The organism is Desulfosporosinus acidiphilus SJ4, from assembly GCF_000255115.2.
GTDB lineage: Bacteria > Bacillota > Desulfitobacteriia > Desulfitobacteriales > Desulfitobacteriaceae > Desulfosporosinus > Desulfosporosinus acidiphilus.
This window is the reverse complement of record NC_018068.1, coordinates 3,694,430-3,711,888: the sequence shown is the minus strand read 5'-3', so window position 1 is coordinate 3,711,888 and position 17,459 is coordinate 3,694,430. Positions and strand designations below refer to the sequence as shown.

The 17,459-nt window shown below is 45.3% G+C and carries 18 protein-coding genes; all 18 read left to right on the top strand.

Features of this window, described 5'->3' with window-relative positions; genetic code table 11:
* The 18 genes from DESACI_RS16975 (at position 1) to infB (ending at position 17,439) form a co-directional block, all read left to right on the top strand.
* A complete protein-coding gene (locus DESACI_RS16975) occupies positions 1-459 on the top strand; it encodes a hypothetical protein (protein ID WP_014828430.1) in 459 nt (152 codons plus the stop codon).
* Positions 460-640: 181 nt separating this feature from the next.
* Positions 641-1,369: a 30S ribosomal protein S2 gene (gene rpsB, locus DESACI_RS16970; RefSeq protein WP_041276589.1), complete on the top strand. Its 729-nt coding sequence runs from the start codon at positions 641-643 to the stop codon at positions 1,367-1,369.
* A gap of 135 nt (positions 1,370-1,504) precedes the next feature.
* The gene (gene tsf, locus DESACI_RS16965) at positions 1,505-2,158 is read left to right on the top strand and encodes a translation elongation factor Ts (RefSeq protein ID WP_014828428.1); all 654 of its coding nucleotides are present in this window, start codon (positions 1,505-1,507) and stop codon (positions 2,156-2,158) included.
* A gap of 96 nt (positions 2,159-2,254) precedes the next feature.
* Positions 2,255-2,980, top strand: a complete 726-nt coding sequence (pyrH, locus tag DESACI_RS16960) for a UMP kinase (RefSeq protein WP_014828427.1) — start codon at positions 2,255-2,257, stop codon at positions 2,978-2,980.
* A complete protein-coding gene (frr, locus tag DESACI_RS16955; RefSeq protein ID WP_014828426.1) occupies positions 2,977-3,534 on the top strand; it encodes a ribosome recycling factor in 558 nt (185 codons plus the stop codon). The genes pyrH and frr overlap by 4 nt, the downstream gene beginning before the upstream one ends.
* A complete protein-coding gene (locus tag DESACI_RS23795; protein ID WP_014828425.1) occupies positions 3,531-3,749 on the top strand; it encodes a hypothetical protein in 219 nt (72 codons plus the stop codon). Before frr ends, DESACI_RS23795 begins: the two co-directional genes overlap by 4 nt.
* A gap of 75 nt (positions 3,750-3,824) precedes the next feature.
* A complete protein-coding gene (gene uppS / locus DESACI_RS16950) occupies positions 3,825-4,589 on the top strand; it encodes an undecaprenyl pyrophosphate synthase (protein ID WP_014828424.1) in 765 nt (254 codons plus the stop codon).
* Between the two features lie 9 nt (positions 4,590-4,598).
* Positions 4,599-5,381, top strand: coding sequence for a phosphatidate cytidylyltransferase (locus DESACI_RS16945; protein ID WP_014828423.1), 783 nt, complete (start codon positions 4,599-4,601; stop codon positions 5,379-5,381).
* 10 nt (positions 5,382-5,391) lie between these two features.
* Entirely contained in the window at positions 5,392-6,495 is a 1,104-nt protein-coding gene (ytvI, locus tag DESACI_RS16940; RefSeq protein ID WP_014828422.1) for a sporulation integral membrane protein YtvI, read from the top strand.
* 54 nt (positions 6,496-6,549) lie between these two features.
* Positions 6,550-7,689, top strand: coding sequence for a 1-deoxy-D-xylulose-5-phosphate reductoisomerase (locus DESACI_RS16935; RefSeq protein WP_014828421.1), 1,140 nt, complete (start codon positions 6,550-6,552; stop codon positions 7,687-7,689).
* Positions 7,690-7,831: 142 nt separating this feature from the next.
* On the top strand, positions 7,832-8,902 hold the full coding sequence (rseP, locus tag DESACI_RS16930; protein WP_014828420.1) for an RIP metalloprotease RseP: 1,071 nt from the start codon (positions 7,832-7,834) through the stop codon (positions 8,900-8,902).
* A gap of 23 nt (positions 8,903-8,925) precedes the next feature.
* A complete protein-coding gene (gene ispG, locus DESACI_RS16925; protein ID WP_014828419.1) occupies positions 8,926-10,005 on the top strand; it encodes a flavodoxin-dependent (E)-4-hydroxy-3-methylbut-2-enyl-diphosphate synthase in 1,080 nt (359 codons plus the stop codon).
* Positions 10,006-10,043: 38 nt separating this feature from the next.
* On the top strand, positions 10,044-11,768 hold the full coding sequence (locus tag DESACI_RS16920; protein ID WP_014828418.1) for a proline--tRNA ligase: 1,725 nt from the start codon (positions 10,044-10,046) through the stop codon (positions 11,766-11,768).
* A 325-nt stretch (positions 11,769-12,093) separates the two neighbouring features.
* Positions 12,094-12,552 (top strand): ribosome maturation factor RimP, encoded by a 459-nt coding sequence (locus tag DESACI_RS16915; RefSeq protein ID WP_014828417.1) that lies wholly within the window; start codon positions 12,094-12,096, stop codon positions 12,550-12,552.
* 40 nt (positions 12,553-12,592) lie between these two features.
* A complete protein-coding gene (nusA, locus tag DESACI_RS16910) occupies positions 12,593-13,900 on the top strand; it encodes a transcription termination factor NusA (RefSeq protein ID WP_014828416.1) in 1,308 nt (435 codons plus the stop codon).
* A gap of 19 nt (positions 13,901-13,919) precedes the next feature.
* Positions 13,920-14,183 (top strand): RNase P modulator RnpM, encoded by a 264-nt coding sequence (rnpM, locus tag DESACI_RS16905; RefSeq protein WP_014828415.1) that lies wholly within the window; start codon positions 13,920-13,922, stop codon positions 14,181-14,183.
* Positions 14,180-14,476: a L7Ae/L30e/S12e/Gadd45 family ribosomal protein gene (locus tag DESACI_RS16900; RefSeq protein WP_014828414.1), complete on the top strand. Its 297-nt coding sequence runs from the start codon at positions 14,180-14,182 to the stop codon at positions 14,474-14,476. Before rnpM ends, DESACI_RS16900 begins: the two co-directional genes overlap by 4 nt.
* A gap of 44 nt (positions 14,477-14,520) precedes the next feature.
* The gene (infB, locus tag DESACI_RS16895; protein ID WP_014828413.1) at positions 14,521-17,439 is read left to right on the top strand and encodes a translation initiation factor IF-2; all 2,919 of its coding nucleotides are present in this window, start codon (positions 14,521-14,523) and stop codon (positions 17,437-17,439) included.
* Positions 17,440-17,459 lie beyond the last annotated feature (20 nt).

Here is a 17,459-nt window from a genome sequence, read left to right as displayed (position 1 = left end):
GTGGATGAACATGAATACATTTACCAACTGAAACCGCTTGTCATTCCTGGCCTCTTTTTTCTTCTTCTTTATCCCGTTTTATTAGGCTGCATCTATCTGTTTCATAAGTTTCCCAGCCTTGAATTACGAGTCCTTGCGGGGATCTATGTTATTTGTGCTCTTGGTATCTTGTTCTTATGGGTTATCGGCAAGAGTAAGCGTGTTCTTATTAAAGATCAGCAGATTGTGTTTAATTCATTGCTGGGGAAGCACGTCCTTGAACCCAAGGACATTCGCAGGGTGGCCTTTTATTTTGACGGAAAGGGACAAGAAGTTGCCCAAATTCGTACAGGTGATATCTTCTACTATTTGAGTGAATTTTACTTTCCCTTTCCGGAACTCATGAGTGACTTGGAAACCTTCATAAAGCTCCATGGTTTACGATCAAATTTACAGAACTATTTAGGCTTAAATGAATGATTGCACATCGCTAATTTGAGATGTTTTTTCATTGCATTGCGGCTGGTATTATGTTAATCTATTCTCGGTGTGATTAAATGACACACGCAGTGGGATTGGAACACTGTTCTTTGTTCAAGGACAAAGGGTGTTCGGAGATGAACCTGCGGAGGGAACAAAACAAAAGAAAGTGGGTATGAAAATGGCAGTTATCTCTATGAAACAATTATTGGAAGCTGGTGTTCATTTCGGACACCAAACACGTCGCTGGAATCCTAAAATGGCCCGGTATATTTTCACAGAACGTAATGGGATTTACATCATTGATCTGCAAAAGACTGTTAAGAAAGTTGATGAAGCTTATAACTTTGTCCGCAATCTGGCAACCGAGGGAGGCACCATGCTCTTCGTCGGCACAAAGAAACAAGCCCAGGAGTCTGTGAAAGAAGAAGCTGAACGCTGCGGCATGTATTTTGTCAACGAGCGTTGGCTCGGAGGAATGCTGACAAACTTCCAAACCATCCAAAAACGGGTTGATCGTTTGCGTGAGCTGGAAAGAATGGAAACTGAAGGGGTTTTCGAAGTGCTCACTAAGAAAGAAGTCTCTGCCCTTCGCCATGAGATGGAGAAGCTGGAGCGTTTCTTAGGCGGTATTAAAAATATGAAGAAACTCCCGGATGCGTTATTCATTGTTGACCCGCGTAAAGAGCGAATTGCCGTGGCAGAAGCACGACGCTTGAATATTCCCATCGTTGCTATTGTTGATACAAACTGTGACCCCGACGAGATTGATGTTGTCATCCCGGCTAACGATGATGCCATCCGCGCCGTAAAATTGTTAACAGCAAAAATGGCAGATGCAATTATCGAAGGACAACAAGGAAATGTGGACGAAGAAGCTGAGGAAGCCGGAGAAGCAGTTGAAGGTTAAACTCAAAATTCGAAGTTCGAGGCGCGAAATTTCGAATTCCGCGCCTCGAATTTTGTCTAGCTAATTTTTGCAAAATAATAAAATATTGACACCTTGCCTTGGGCATTGTGGATTGAATTCGGAGGTTTGATGATAATGGCTGAAATTACAGCAGTGCTGGTTAAAGAATTGCGGGAACGCACCGGTGCAGGAATGATGGATTGCAAAAAGGCCTTAACAGAGTGCAATGGTGAAATGGAAAAAGCAGCTGATTTTTTACGTGAGAAAGGCTTGGCTGCCGCAGCGAAAAAAGCAGGACGCATTGCAGCAGAAGGAATTGTGGAAGCTTATATCCATGGCGGCGGGCGTATTGGGGTATTGCTTGAAGTAAACTGTGAAACAGATTTCGTGGCTCGCGGAGAAGAATTCAAATTGCTGGTTAAGGATGTCGCCATGCACATTGCTGCAGCAAATCCTCAATATTTGAACAAGGAAGATGTACCGGCGGAAGTTCTTCAGCATGAACGAGACATCTTAAAAGCGCAAGCTCTTAACGAAGGCAAACCGGAGAAGATCATTGAGAAAATGGTCGAAGGACGAATTGAGAAATTTTATAAAGAAGTATGTTTAATGGAACAAGCTTTTGTCAAAGATCCTGATAAGAGCATCAGCGATTTAGTTCTCGACAAAACTGCTAAAATCGGAGAAAAAATTGTTATCCGCCGCTTTACCCGCTATGAATTAGGTGCAGGCATTGAAAAACGGCAAGAGGATTTTGCTTCGGAAGTTATGAAAGAAATAGGCCGCTAATTGTAGAAAATTAATCTAGAGAACACCCCGGTGTTCTCTTTTTCGAATGTGCAAGGGATCAGGAAGTTTAGCGAAAAAGTATTATGGAGGTTATCCATGGAAAAGCCGCAATATGGTCGAGTCGTTCTGAAAATAAGTGGGGAGGCTCTGGCAGGAAATCAGGGGTTTGGTCTTGAACATAATATGTTGGTAACCGTCGCCAGGCAGATAGCAGAGATTAGAGCTCTGGGAGTAGAAGTATGTGTGGTGGTCGGCGGCGGAAATCTCTGGCGAGGCATTGCCGGAAGCGCTCAAGGGATGGACCGTGCTACTGCAGACTACATGGGAATGTTGGCAACTGTGATGAATGCTCTGGCCTTGCAAGATGCTCTTGAAAAAGCCGGCTCTGATACCAGAGTATTATCAGCTATTGAAATGCGTCAAGTAGCAGAACCCTACATCCGCCGAAGAGCGATTCGCCATATGGAAAAAGGTCGTATTGTAATTTTTGCTGCCGGAACAGGGAATCCCTACTTCTCTACGGATACGACGGCTGCACTTCGTGCCGCAGAGATAGAAGCTGAAGTTATTCTCATGGCTAAAAAAGTTGACGGCGTTTACGATTCTGATCCTGTGAAGAATCCCCAAGCTAAGAAATTCAACAGCTTAAGTTATCTTGAAGTTCTAAGTAAGGGTTTAGGCGTTATGGATTCAACGGCGACTTCTCTCTGTATGGATAATAATATTCCTGTCATCGTTTTTGATTTAACAAAAGACGGTAATATTAAGCGAGTTGTCTTAGGTGAATCCATCGGAACTTATGTCGGGAGGGATAATGAATGATTTCTGAGGTAATCAAAGACGCTGAAGAACGGATGCACAAGGGTGTTGAAGCCCTGCGCAAAGAATATGCGTCGATTCGTGCCGGTCGAGCAAATCCGAATGTACTGGATAAGGTGATGGTTGAATATTATGGTGCTCCCACACCGGTTAACCAATTAGCCAATGTCTCTGCTCCAGAACCAAGAATGCTTCTGATTCAGCCTTGGGATAGAACTGTTCTGCCCGCCATAGAGAAGGCGATTTTGAAATCTGATCTTGGACTTAATCCCTCGAGTGACGGCTCCGTCATTCGCTTGCTGATTCCTCAGCTAACTGCTGAGCGAAGAACGGAAATCGTAAAAAAAGTTAAAAAAGAGGCTGAAGATGCGCGCGTAGCCGTTAGAAATGTCCGACGGGATGTTAATGATAAATTAAAGAAAATGGAAAAAGATCATGAAGCCTCCGAAGATGAGGTTAAACGTGCTCAAGATGAGGTTCAAAAAATCACGGATAAGATTATTAAAGAAATTGAACATGTGATGGAAACTAAGGAAAGTGAAATCACAGAAGTATGACATTTTTATGGTGCGGATTACCTTGGGATGAGGTTAGGAAGGATCTTGAATCCTTAGGAAAACCGTATGCTTTCCAAATCGCTCGTCCCCGTGGTAAAATGGAAACATGGGGGGACCTGCGAGTGGTCCGACTGCGGGAATTCGAAGATCATGTGGACTTGATTTTAGCCCATGAAAAGTACTCACTTTGTCAGCATCGACCCCCTAATTGTTAAGGGGGTCTTTAACCTCTCTATATGATTCTGGCCTGACCGTTATGGAAATCGAATATCGTATTATGGGGTGGAATAATGTGGTTCAAACCTAGGAATCAATTAAAAGATGATTTGCAAGACCAGGTTGCAATGGACCGCCTCCCTCGTCATCTTGCAATTATTATGGATGGGAACGGGCGCTGGGCCCAAAAGCGGGCTCTGCCGCGTTCAATGGGGCATCGTGCGGGCGTTGAAGCTCTGAGGAAAATTGTTAAGACTTGCTCTAAATTAGGAATTCAAATTCTGACAGTCTATGCTTTTTCTACAGAAAATTGGAGCAGGCCTAAAGATGAAGTCGGCATATTGATGAAATTGCTGACAGAGTATCTCAGAAAGGAACTCGAAGAACTGCATCAAAATAATGTAGTCATTAGGGCCATTGGGATACTTAAGGACCTTCCGATGGAGGCTCAACATGAATTAAAACGCGCTGTAGAGCGGACGAAGAACAACTCAGGGTTAGTCCTTAATCTTGCCTTGAATTATGGCGGGCGTGCCGAAATCATTGATGCGGTTAAGAAAATGAGCCAGGATGTTTTGGAAGGCAAACAAACAATAGAGGAAATTGATGAGAAACTTTTTAGTGACAAGCTTTTTACCGGCGGACTTCCCGACCCGGATTTGCTCATAAGAACTTCGGGTGAGATGAGATTAAGTAATTTTTTATTATGGCAGTTAGCCTATACCGAATTTTTAGTTGTTGAGGAGTTCTGGCCCGATTTTGGAGAAAACTCCTTGATTGAGGCGATAAAAGTATATCAGAAAAGAGATCGCCGCTATGGTGGAATACATAAAAATTGAGGAATTGTGATGCTTAAAAGGACCATTAGTGCCTTGATTGGTGCTCCTCTTCTTTTGGGGCTGACGTATTTGGGCGGCCCCTATACTGCTTTTCTTGTGGCTGTGCTGGCCTTCTTAGGTTTGCGCGAGTTTTTGCAAATTGACAAACACATGGGCATTAAGGTTTGGAATATACTGACTATCTTAGCGACAGTCGGTTGGTTTGTCGTTATTTTCAGCAATGGTTCTAAATGGATGACCGCAGCAGTAGTGTTCTGGCTACTCCTCGCGTTTGGCCGGCTTGCTTTGACTTATCCAGGAACATCTCTTACGGAAGCAAGCTTTAATTTTTTAGCTGTGTTGTACTCAACAGTTTTACTTTCTCATTTATACTTACTTCGACAACTTCCTCATGGCTTGGAATGGACCTTTCTGACGTTTTTTTTGGTATGGGCAACTGATACCGGTGCATACCTTATTGGAAGGGGATTTGGCAGCCATCTTTTAGCTCCTCAGGTCAGTCCCAAGAAAACCGTGGAAGGTTCACTAGGCGGATTGCTCTCCAGCGTTTTTGTGGCTCTTTTATTTTGGCGGTTTGCTAATGACGCTAACTTGCTCACCTATCTTGTCTTGGGGATCACGATTGGAGTAAGCGGGCAAATAGGTGATTTGTTCGAATCTGCCTTGAAACGCACTGCGGGGGTAAAAGATTCAGGAAGCATTATACCAGGACATGGAGGGATTTTAGATCGCTTTGACAGTCTAATGTTTGCTCTCCCCTTGGTATATTATGGTGTGATTCTGCTGTCGTGAGGTGAGAGTTATGAGCATTGATCAAAAACATCCTTTGTGGGCCAGTCTCAATAGGCTTGCCATAGTCACCAGTATCTTGGTTGTCTTGAAAGTATTTACCTATTTCTTTCAAGTGTTTTTGCCGGTTTTTGGCGATGTTTTGGGCAGGGCCTTTGGCGCATTTTTACCCTTTATAATCGCGCTTTTTTTGGCATTTTTACTTGAACCTGTGGTTGCGAGGCTTATGCGGGCAGTTCATTTACGACGACCCTTTGCTTCAATCCTAACCTTAATTCTGGCAATTGCTGTTATTAGTCTTTTTGTATTCTTAATTGTCGCTCGACTTTATACTGAGTTATCCGAACTAGCAGTAACTCTTCCTAATTATAGCTATATCGTGAATTTAGTGACCCATCAAATTGATACTGTGGAGAAGTATATAACGGTTAACCCTCAAATACAAAGCACATTGACGTCCTCCACTGAGAGCATAGCCAGAATGCTTCAAGAATGGGCAAAAAACGGGAGCTTATTTTTGCTGGGCTTTTTGACTGCTTTGCCTCGTGTCTTCATTGTCACAGTTGTGTCTCTGGTTGCTACTCTAATGATGAGTTCCAGCTATCCCGATGTCAGGCGATTTATTGCCAACATTTTTCCGCGGCGTTGGCATGTCAGCGCTCAAGCGGTCAGCCAAGACTTAGGGGCCGCCGTTGTTGGTTATGTTCGTGCTCTGGCCATTTTGATGTCAGTGACGGCACTTACCACCATCGCCGGACTATTGATTATTGGCAACCGTTATGCCGTGACTCTTGGTGTCCTAGCCGGAATATTAGACGCGGTTCCTATTGTAGGGACGGGGATCTTATTTGGACCATGGATTATCGGACTGTTGGTTTTGGGTTCTTTCGGAGTTGCACTTAAGGTCGTTATAATGTGGGTCATTACCGTGGTAATCCGGCAGTTTCTGGAGCCGAAAATCATGTCTCAAGGGATCGGCCTTCATCCCCTGCCCACTCTAATCTCCATGTATGTAGGACTAGAACTCTTGGGGTTCGTTGGTATTTTGGTAGGTCCGGGAATCGTCATCAGCTATGAAGCACTGCGCAAAGTAGGGATTTTTGGACGAAAAGATTAAACGGATGAGGCTCTCTTAAACTTAAGTAATCGACAGGGAGAAGATGATGTTGACTTGAAAACGATCACTATCTTAGGGTCCACAGGCTCCGTTGGACGTCAAACGCTGGACGTTGTCAGACATTCTAAAGATCAATTAAAAGTGTATGCTTTGGCAGCGGATAAAAATGTTAAACTGATGGAAGAACAGGCACGCGCCTTCCGCCCGGCAGTCGCAGTTATGATGAATGATGGCGCGGCTCGTGAACTACAGGGCCGTTTAGCGGATACGCCGATCAAGGTCATGCAAGGTATGGACGGCATTATCAATACAGTGATTGCCCAAGAAGTAGATACAGTCGTTACGGCTATTTCCGGCCGCATCGGTCTTGAGCCGACTCTTTCCGCTCTGGAAGCCGGTAAAGCAATTGCCTTGGCCAACAAGGAGACCCTAGTTGCCGGCGGTGATTTGGTGATGGCTAAGGCTAAAGCCATGAATCGACCGATTATCCCAGTGGACAGTGAACATTCAGCGGTTTTTCAGTGTCTCGAAGAGAATCCTGAAACCATCGAAACGATCATCTTGACTGCCTCGGGGGGCCCTTTCTTTAGTAAGCCTAAAGAGGAGTTAGAAAACGTAACCCTTGAAAACGCCTTACGCCATCCCAATTGGTCTATGGGAGCCAAGATTACCATCGATTCTGCCACTATGATGAACAAAGGTCTTGAAGTTATAGAAGCTCATCATCTATTTACTATGGATTACGATCATATTGAAGTTCTCATCCACCCGCAAAGTATTGTTCATTCTATGGTGCAATATCGCGATGGTTCTGTGCTTGCTCAATTAGGAAAACCGGATATGCGCTTGCCGATTCAATATGCTCTAAGTTATCCGACCCGCTGGAAAAATCCTTTTGAACGGTTGGATTTGAGGGGAAAAACTCTAACGTTCTTTGAGCCCGATGTTAAAAAATTCCCAGCTTTGGCCTTAGCTTATGAAGCAGGACGAAGAGGCGGGACCCTTCCTGCAGTGATGAATGCAGCCAATGAAGCTGCCGTTTCAGCCTTTTTGGAAAGGAAGATAACGTATCTTAAAATTCATGAGCTTGTTGAAAAGGTTTGTTCTGAGCATGATGTTTTAGATCATCCGGAATTGGGAAGTATACTCGATGCAGACACTTGGGCGCGGCAGCGAATTTCGGAACTCATTTAGCAGGGGCTGTTCGCTAGCTGCCTGAGAGTCTTACAATGGGACCGAGATCAATTTTGTCTTGTTAAACGGCTGTTGATTGCCTTATTTCTTAGATTTGAAAGCCGAAAGTTTTTACACGTCAAGGATAAAGGAGGGTTTAAATATGACTACAGCACTCGCCATTATTTTCGTTTTTGGAAGTATGGTTATGATTCACGAATTTGGTCATTACATTGTTGCAAAATGGATCGGAGTAAAAGTCATAGAGTTCAGCTTTGGTTTTGGCCCTAAAATTATAGGGTATCAAGGGAAAGAAACTCTCTACGCTTGGCGGATTATCCCCCTGGGGGGATTCGTAAAACTCTATGGCATGGATGCAGAGGTTGATGAAGAAGGACGAACCATCATCGCTCCCATTGATGATGAGCGAAGTTTTATGAACAAACCAGTCTGGCAGCGCATGGCAGTGATTGCTGCGGGACCGATCATGAATTTTGTTTTAGCGGTGTTCTTATTTGTCAGTGTTTTTGCCTATCTGGGAGTGCCGACTCAGAGCAACGGCAATAGTATTGGTTCCCTTGTCAGCGGCAAACCGGCTGCCGCCGCAGGTTTACAGCCTGGTGATAAAATTGTGGCAGTTAACCAAGAGCCGACCCCTGATTGGAATCGCCTTACGGAAGTAATTCATGGTAAGCCAAATCAACAACTCAATCTTACCATTGAAAGTGCACAGGGCAATAAGACACACACCGTCTCGGTCAAGACTGAGAAAGATCCTCAGACAGGCTATGGAATGATTGGCATAGCACCGGACGTTGTTTACGTACATGCGTCAATTCTCCAGTCAACTCAATTCGGCCTGGGACGGACCTTAGACTTCACGAAGTTTATCGTCGTGACGTTGACTCAAATGATAACGGGTAAAATTCCCGCGGACGTGGGGGGACCTGTGATGATCGCCCAGGCCATCGGCGAAGGTGCGAAGGAAGGCTTATCAAATCTGCTGGGTTTAACAGGCGTTTTAAGTATCCAATTAGGACTGATTAACTTGTTCCCGATTCCGGCTTTAGATGGAAGTCGACTTGTCTTCCTGTTATTTGAAGGATTACGAGGAAAACCACTCAACCCAGAAAAGGAAAACATGATTCATTTGGTGGGCTTTGTATTGCTTATGGCCTTAATGGTTGCTGTCACATACAAAGATGTGGTGCGCCTCTTTGTTAAGGCCGGTTAAACGAGGAGAAGACTGGAGGTCTTATGTTATTAAGAAAGAAAACTAAGCCGGTTCAAGTTGGTTCTGTCGTTATCGGCGGGGGTGCTCCAGTGGTTGTTCAGTCAATGACCAATACAGATACGCGGGATGTGGAGAAAACCCTAACCCAGATTAACAATTTGGCGTCAGCCGGATGCGAAATTGTTCGCTTAGCTGTTTTGGATATGGAGGCGGCGGAAGCTTTAAAAGCCATCGTCCTTTCCAGCCCAATTCCGACCATAGCCGACATTCATTTTGATTATCGTCTGGCCATCCGTGCTCTGGAGCAAGGAATTCACGGGCTGCGTTTAAATCCGGGAAATATCGGTTCACGCTGGAAGGTTCAAGAAGTTGTTAAAGCGGCCAAAGAACGACAAATACCCATCCGCATCGGGGTCAATGGTGGATCCTTAGAGAAAGAGTTTTTAGAAAAATATGGGGGGACAACAGCCGCCGGAATGGTGGAAAGTGCCCTAAGACATATTCGCTTATTGGAAGATGAAGGCTATGATAAAATTAAAGTTTCTCTGAAAGCCTCTTCCGTTCCTTTAATGCTGGAAGCTTATCGCCAAATGTCGGAACGTGTTGATTATCCCTTGCACCTGGGGGTCACTGAGGCTGGAACCGTTCGTTCGGGCGTTGTCCGATCAGCCGTCGGTATAGGGACATTACTTGCAGAAGGGATAGGAGATACCATTCGCGTGTCCCTGACAGGTGACCCTGTCCACGAGATCCCTGTTGCCCTGGAAATTTTGCATGTTCTCGGTTTAAGACAGCGGAATATCGATTTAATCAGCTGTCCCACCTGCGGTCGGACGCAAGTTGATTTGGCCGCTATGGCAGAAAAAGTGGAAGAACATCTTTCCCAGCTTCCTCCCTTGGACAAACCTCTGAAAGTTGCTGTTATGGGATGCGCAGTTAATGGGCCGGGTGAAGCACGTGAAGCTGATTTCGGAATCGCCGGGGGCAAGGGAAAAGGGCTATTATTTCGAAAAGGGGAAATCATCGCCAGCCTTAGTGAAGAAGAACTCCTGCCGGCGCTGCTCCGAGAAATAGAAAACTTCGTTTCAGCCCACAAAAAATAATAGGACTTATTTGTTACATTAAGAAAGGAATGGGTATAATGCGCGTTAGTCAGTTATTGAATCCTACATTGCGTGAGGTACCTGCTGAAGCGGAAGTTATCAGTCACCAACTTATGCTTCGGTCAGGTTTGATTCGCAAGTCCGCAGCGGGAGTTTATACGTATTTACCACTTGGCTTAAGGATCTTAAAAAAGATCGAAGCTATTGTTCGTCAGGAAATGGATGTTAAAGGCGGGCAAGAAGTTTTGATGCCAATCATGCAGCCCGCGGAATTGTGGCAAGAAAGCGGACGCTGGGACGTCTACGGCGAAGAAATGTTTCGCCTGAAAGATCGGCATCAAAGAGAATTCTGTCTGGGACCAACCCATGAAGAAATCATCACAGACTTAATCCGTGGAGAAGTACGTTCCTATAAACAACTTCCCCTGTTGCTTTATCAGATTCAGAATAAATACCGGGATGAACGGCGGCCGCGCTTTGGTTTGATGCGGGGACGGGAATTCATCATGAAAGACTTGTATTCCTTTGACCGCGATGAAGCGGGTCTCGATGTCAGCTATCAGAAAATGTACGACGCTTATTGCCGGATTTTCTCTCGCTGTGGTTTAGCTTATCGACCGGTAGAGGCAGATGCCGGCGCAATCGGTGGGACCGGCGGCACCCATGAATTTATGGTTTTGGCCGATTCGGGCGAAAACTCTGTGGTTTATTGCCCTGATTGTGATTATGCTGCCAATGTGGAAAAAGCTGAGTGTAAGCCTCAAGTTGTTAACGATGCAATGGCAGAGGCTGAACAGCAACTTGTGCATACTCCCAAGGTTAAAACAATTGAAGAGGCCGCTGATTTTCTGAAATTACCAAAGACCGCTTTTATTAAATCCCTTCTCTATCAAGGGGACGATAAGGTTTTCCTCGTCCTTGTGCGCGGAGACCGTGAATTAAATGAAATTAAATTAAATAATGCGTTAGGCGGTTTCCTTTCCCTTCAACTTGCTTCGCCTGAAGTTGTCCAGAAATTATTAGGATGTCCGCCAGGTTCTGTCGGGCCTGTTGAGCTACCGGAAAATTTGCCGGTCATTGCTGATCAAGAGATCCCCTTAATGGAACATGCTGTGTGCGGCGCCAATAAAGAGGACTATCATATTGTGGGTATCCAACCGAAAACAGGAATTCGCCTCAATCAGGTTCACGATTTGCGGACCATCATTCCGGGTGAGGCTTGCCCCAAGTGCGGGACTCCTCTAAAAGAGGCTCGCGGTATTGAGGTTGGTCAGGTATTCAAGCTTGGCACTAAGTACAGTAAAGCTCTGGGGGCGACATTTTCAGACGAAAACGGTGCTGAAAAGCCTTGTGTCATGGGATGTTATGGAGTAGGTGTGAGTCGGACTATGGCGGCAGCTATTGAGCAGAACTATGATGAGATGGGGATCATCTGGCCTATTCCCATTGCCCCTTACCATTGTATTCTTGTCCCGGTAAGCACGAAGGATTCAGAAGTGGTGGAAGCAACTGAAAGACTCTACCAGGAACTTCAAAACTTGGGGATAGAAGTTATACTGGATGACCGTGATGAACGGGCCGGTGTTAAGTTCAAAGATGCCGATTTAGTTGGATATCCCTTGCGGATTACCATTGGGAGTAAGACACTGGCCAATGGACAAGTTGAGCTTAAAGAACGAAAAGCCGGGGATACCCGCTTAGTCTCTGTCGCGGAGGCGGCCCAGCAGGTTAAAGACATTGTCGAAAAAGCCCTGGCATTCTGAGGCCATGAAAAGTCCCTGGTTCTTAGGTTGCACATGTTGTAGGTATATGCTATATTAATATAAGGAATTTGTAGTGATTGTTGGAAAGGAGTGGGTAGTAGCCCGCTCCTTCGTTTGTTCCTTTAAAAAGAGAAACTTGGCTATCATCCACGAAGACACGGCATCGTACTTGTTAGCCTTCAGAGATCGGCAGATCCACACTGCAGGAGTTTGCGTAATCAGTCGCAGTGTGGCGATAAGCTCGTATGGCAAAGTATAACTTGCGAACATCTTCGTTAGAATATACTTAGAACTTTTATTTTTAATTATTAAAGGGGCGCTTTACATGAATCAAACATTGGAACAACAAATTGCTTTGCTAGTTGAGCCATATACTAAAGAAAAAGAACTTGAATTAGTCGACGTTGAGTACGTAAAAGAAGGTGCACATTGGTATTTGCGTCTCTTTATTGATAAAGAAGGCGGCGTGGACATGGATGATTGTGCTGAGATGAGTCACGCCGTGAGCGACTTGCTTGATGAAAAAAACCCAATTCCCCAGGCCTATATGTTAGAAATATCTTCACCAGGTCTAGAACGTCCGCTCAAGAAGGACGAGGATTTCGTCCGCTTTCAGGGAAAGTTGGTTACTGTTCATACAACATCGCTTTTTCAAGGATACAATGAGTTTACCGGACACCTCGTCGGTTTAATCAACGATGAAATTGTCTTGGAACATGAGGATAATCGAGTTTCAATTCCGCGTGCCTTGGCGAAAAATACTCACCTAGCATTAGATTTTTAAAATAGGTTAGGGACAATAGAATAAGGAGGAACATGGAAAAATGAATATGGACTTCATCGAGGCTCTTCATGAATTGGAAAAAGGGCGGGGAATTTCTGCTGAGATTTTATTCGAAGCCATAGAGGCAGCACTTATTTCTGCTTATAAAAAGAATTTCGGATCTTTACAAAATGTGAGAGTTGTTATTGACCGCTTAACCGGGGAGTTTAAGGTTTTTGCTCGTAAGACCATAGTTGAAGATGTTGAAGATTCGCGAACTCAAGTCAGTTTGGAAGAGGCCCAGAAACTTAATCCCAGCTATCAGCTCGAAGATATCGTTGAATACGAAGTAACTCCACGGGATTTTGGGCGAATTGCTGCTCAAACAGCGAAACAAGTTGTTGTCCAGCGTATCAGAGAAGCTGAACGAGGGATGATTTATGACGAGTATGTTAATCGAGAAGGTGACATTGTCACTGGGGTTGTGCAGAGATACGAACAAAAGAATGTCATCGTTGACTTGGGTAAAGTTGAGGCAGTCCTGCCTGCTCAGGAACAAATTCCGGGTGAAGTTTATCAATCCTTTGAGCGGATAAAAACATATGTAGTGGAAGTAAAGAAAACTACAAAAGGTCCCCAAATCATGCTGTCGCGGACCCATCCGGGCTTGATCAAACGTTTATTCGAATTGGAAGTGCCGGAGATTCACGATGGAGTTGTTGAAATAAAAGGCGTTTCTCGTGAGGCAGGCGCGCGCTCCAAAATCGCAGTATATTCAAGGGATACTAATGTAGATCCAGTAGGCGCTTGTGTAGGGCCTAAAGGAACGAGAGTTCAGACCATCGTGACAGAATTAAAAGGGGAGAAAATAGATATCGTTAATTTCTCTACTGATCCCCACGAATTTGTTGCTAACGCGCTTTCTCCAGCCAAGGTCGTAGGAGTTTATCCAAGAACCAATGAGAAAGTTGCTGTGGTGGTTGTTCCAGACTACCAGTTATCCCTGGCCATCGGCAAAGAGGGGCAAAATGCACGATTAGCTGCTAAATTAACGGGTTGGAAGATTGATATAAAAAGTGAATCCCAGGCAAGTGCCTTAAATCTTGTATCCGAGGATACAGGAGAAGGCTACGAAAATTTTGAAGACTACGGTGAATATGAAGAGTATCTGGAATATGATGAATTTGCAGATGCAGATAAATATCAGGACTATGAAGAACAGGAATATGTTGAGGATGGTCACTCTGAGCTCAGCGAATATGACGAGGAAACCAAGGATCAGTTGTCTGATCAAGAAATGAATGATGTCTTGGATTGGGAATCTGAAGAAGATTTAGATGAAACTATCAATCATACGGAGAAAAAATGAAAAGAGAAAGGGTGAAGGTATGAAAACACGGAAAGTTCCCATGCGGATGTGTTTAGGGTGTCAACAAATGAAGCCCAAAAAAGAGCTTCTGAGAATCGTAAGGACTCCGGAAGGATCTGTTGAACTCGATACAACAGGAAAAAGGAATGGACGTGGGGCATACATTTGCTCTGATATAACTTGCTTTAGGACTGCGGTTAAAGAGCATCGATTCAGGAGAGCCTTTGAAGTGGATGTTGATCCTAAAGTGTTTGCAGATTTAGAAGGGAAGATTTCTCCGTGAATTCACGAATCCAATCGTTAATTGGGCTCGCACGGCGAGCAGGGAAAGTTGCTTCCGGAGAGGCTCAAGTCGAGGCTTTATTAAAAAAAAGGATGGGTTATTGCCTAATCCTGGCCGAAGATGCTCCGGGGGCTCAGAAAAAATTTGAACATTGGGCAACAGATTTGAAACTTCCGGTGGTTATTACCGGAACTAAGCACGAATTGGGTTATTCTATAGGACTTTCGCCGCGTTCAGCAGTTCTTATATTAGATCAAGGGTTTGCAAAAGCTATTTTACTAGCAAGGAGCTGATGCTTGGAGCGTAATGGGGGAGCCGAATATGTGGGGGTGGTTAAATGAGTATTCGTGTTCATGAATTGGCAAAGGAATTAAATTTTAGCAGCAAAGAAATAATTTCAAGACTTTTAGCTTTGGGAACCGATGTAAAAAATCATTTAAGTACGGTCGATGAAAAAGACGCCGATCGTTTAAGGGGTCAAATGAAAGGAAAGGAGATAAATTTGGATCATTCTGAACGCAAAAATTCTGAGGATATAAAGCAAAACTCATCGGAGACCGTTCAAGAAGGACGGACACCGGAAACTCGTCATGGAACAGAAGGACGCCCCCAGGGCTCTAGAGTGGGTACAGATGGAAGGACATCAACTCCACGTTCGGTTTCTCAAGGACAGCCGCAAGGTTCTCGTCCGAGTGCTCAAACTAATCAAGGTCCTCGACCTAACACGCCGGGACCATCTCAAGGAGCCCGTACGGGTGCTCAAGGCCCGCGTCCGGGTTATCAGGGACAACCATCAGGTCCGCGTCCCGGTTATCAAGGACAGTCCCAAGGTCCGCGTCCAGGCTATCAAGGACAGCCCCAAGGCCCGCGTCCGGGCTATCAAGGCCAGTCTCAAGGACCGCGCCCAGGCTATCAAGGACAGCCCCAAGGCCCGCGTCCAGGCTATCAAGGCCAGTCTCAAGGACCGCGTCCCGGCTACCAAGGCCAGTCTCAAGGTCCGCGCCCAGGCTACCAAGGCCAGTCTCAAGGCCCACGTCCGGGCTATCAAGGCCAGTCCCAAGGCCCACGTCCGGGTTACCAGGGTCAATCCCAAGGACCGCGTCCGGGTTACCAGGGTCAATCCCAAGGACCGCGTCCGGGTTATCAAGGCCAGTCTCAAGGACCGCGTCCGGGTTACCAGGGTCAATCTCAAGGACCGCGTCCGGGTTACCAGGGTCAATCTCAAGGACCGCGTCCGGGTTACCAGGGTCAATCCCAAGGACCGCGTCCCGGATATCAGGGACAATCCCAGGGGTCCCGCCCATCACCAGCACGTGCCGGTGCGGGAGTACCGCAGGCTCCGGCAATTGCCGAGCAAGTAAAACGACAAACTCCAGCCACAAAGAAAGCCCAAGATAAGGCTTATGAACGAAAACGTGAAATGGAAAAGGAACGGGAGAATGCTCTGCGAGCTCCTCATAAGCGTTTTCAAAAACAACCGAAGAAAGAAGTTAAAGACACATCTCCGAAACACATTGTTATTCAGGAATCAATCTCTGTCCAAGATTTGGCCCTTAAAATGAGCCGTAAGGCCGGAGAACTCATCAAGCATCTCATGAATCTAGGAGTCATGGCTACGATTAATCAAGAACTTGATTCAGAAACAGCCACAATCCTGGCCAATGAAATGGGTGTTACGGTTGAAATAAAGGCAGAAAAGTCTTTGGCTGTGATCGAAGAAATTGAAGATGATCCGAAAGATCTTGCTTTCCGTCCGCCGGTAGTAACGGTTATGGGGCATGTTGACCATGGAAAAACTTCGCTCTTGGATGCTATTCGCACCACGAATGTTACCTCTTCGGAAGCTGGAGGAATTACCCAGCATATTGGTGCCTATCAAGTGGAAATTAAAGGTCAAAAGATCACCTTTTTAGATACTCCCGGACACGAAGCGTTTACTGCCATGAGAGCACGTGGTGCCCAGGTGACGGATATTGCCGTACTTGTAGTGGCCGCTGATGACGGCGTTATGCCTCAGACCGTTGAGGCTATTAATCATGCTAAGGCTGCTGAAGTTCCAATTATTGTTGCTATCAACAAAATTGATAAAGAAAATGCTACACCAGAGCGAGTTAAACAAGAATTAACTGAGTATGGGTTAGTCGTTGAAGAATGGGGCGGAGACACTATTGCCGTTCCCGTCTCGGCAAAGTCTAAGGTCAATATTGAACAGCTTCTGGAAATGATACTGCTTGTAGCTGAAGTTCGTGAACTAAAAGCGAATCCTAATCGGCCTGCAGCGGGAACCGTTATTGAAGCAGAGTTAGATAAAGGAAAGGGACCTATCGCGACGGTACTTGTCTCTAAGGGAACACTTAATGTTGGAGATGTAGCTGTTGCTGGCTGCGCCTTTGGCAAGATTCGAGCCATGTTGGATGACAAGGGACGGCGTGTTAAGAAAGCAGGTCCGGCAATGCCTGTCGAAATACAAGGTCTGTCAGAAGTACCGGAAGCCGGTGAACCTTTCTCGGTGGTTGCTGATGAAAAGTTAGCTCGGCAAATTACGTCTGCACGAACGGCAGTACGAAAAGTCGAAGAATCAAAGCGTACTGTTGGCAAGGTAAGCTTAGAGGATCTTTTTGATAAGATTAAAGAAGGAGAAATCAAAGAGCTCAATATTATCATTAAGGCAGACGTTCAGGGTTCTGTAGAAGCTCTTAGACAATCCTTGGTAAGGCTTTCAACGGATGAAGTTCGCGTCAACCCTATTCATGGCGGTGTCGGTGCCATCAATGAAAATGATATTATGTTGGCGTCTGCCTCCAATGCCATTATTATTGGCTTTAATGTCCGCGCAGATTCCAATATGAAGGCCACAGCAGACCTTGAGGGCGTTGATTTGCGCTTCTACCGAGTCATCTACGATGCCATTGAAGATGTTAAGGCGGCTATGACCGGTCTTTTAGATCCAACCTTTAAAGAAGTTGTCTTGGGACGTGCCGAAGTCCGTCAAGTCTTCAAAGTTCCTAAGGCAGGGACGGTTGCCGGATGTTTGGTAACAGAAGGAAAAATTCTTCGCTCGGCAAAAGTTCGAGTTATCAGGGATAGTATTGTGATCCATGAAGGAGAAATGGAATCACTGAGACGTTTTAAAGATGATGTCAAAGAGGTCCTGGAGAGTTTCGAATGCGGCATTGGTATTGAAAAATACAATGACCTCAAAGAAGGAGACATCATTGAAGCATTCACTTTAGAAGAAGAAAAACGAACATTATAGTAATCCCAGGAGGGATACCT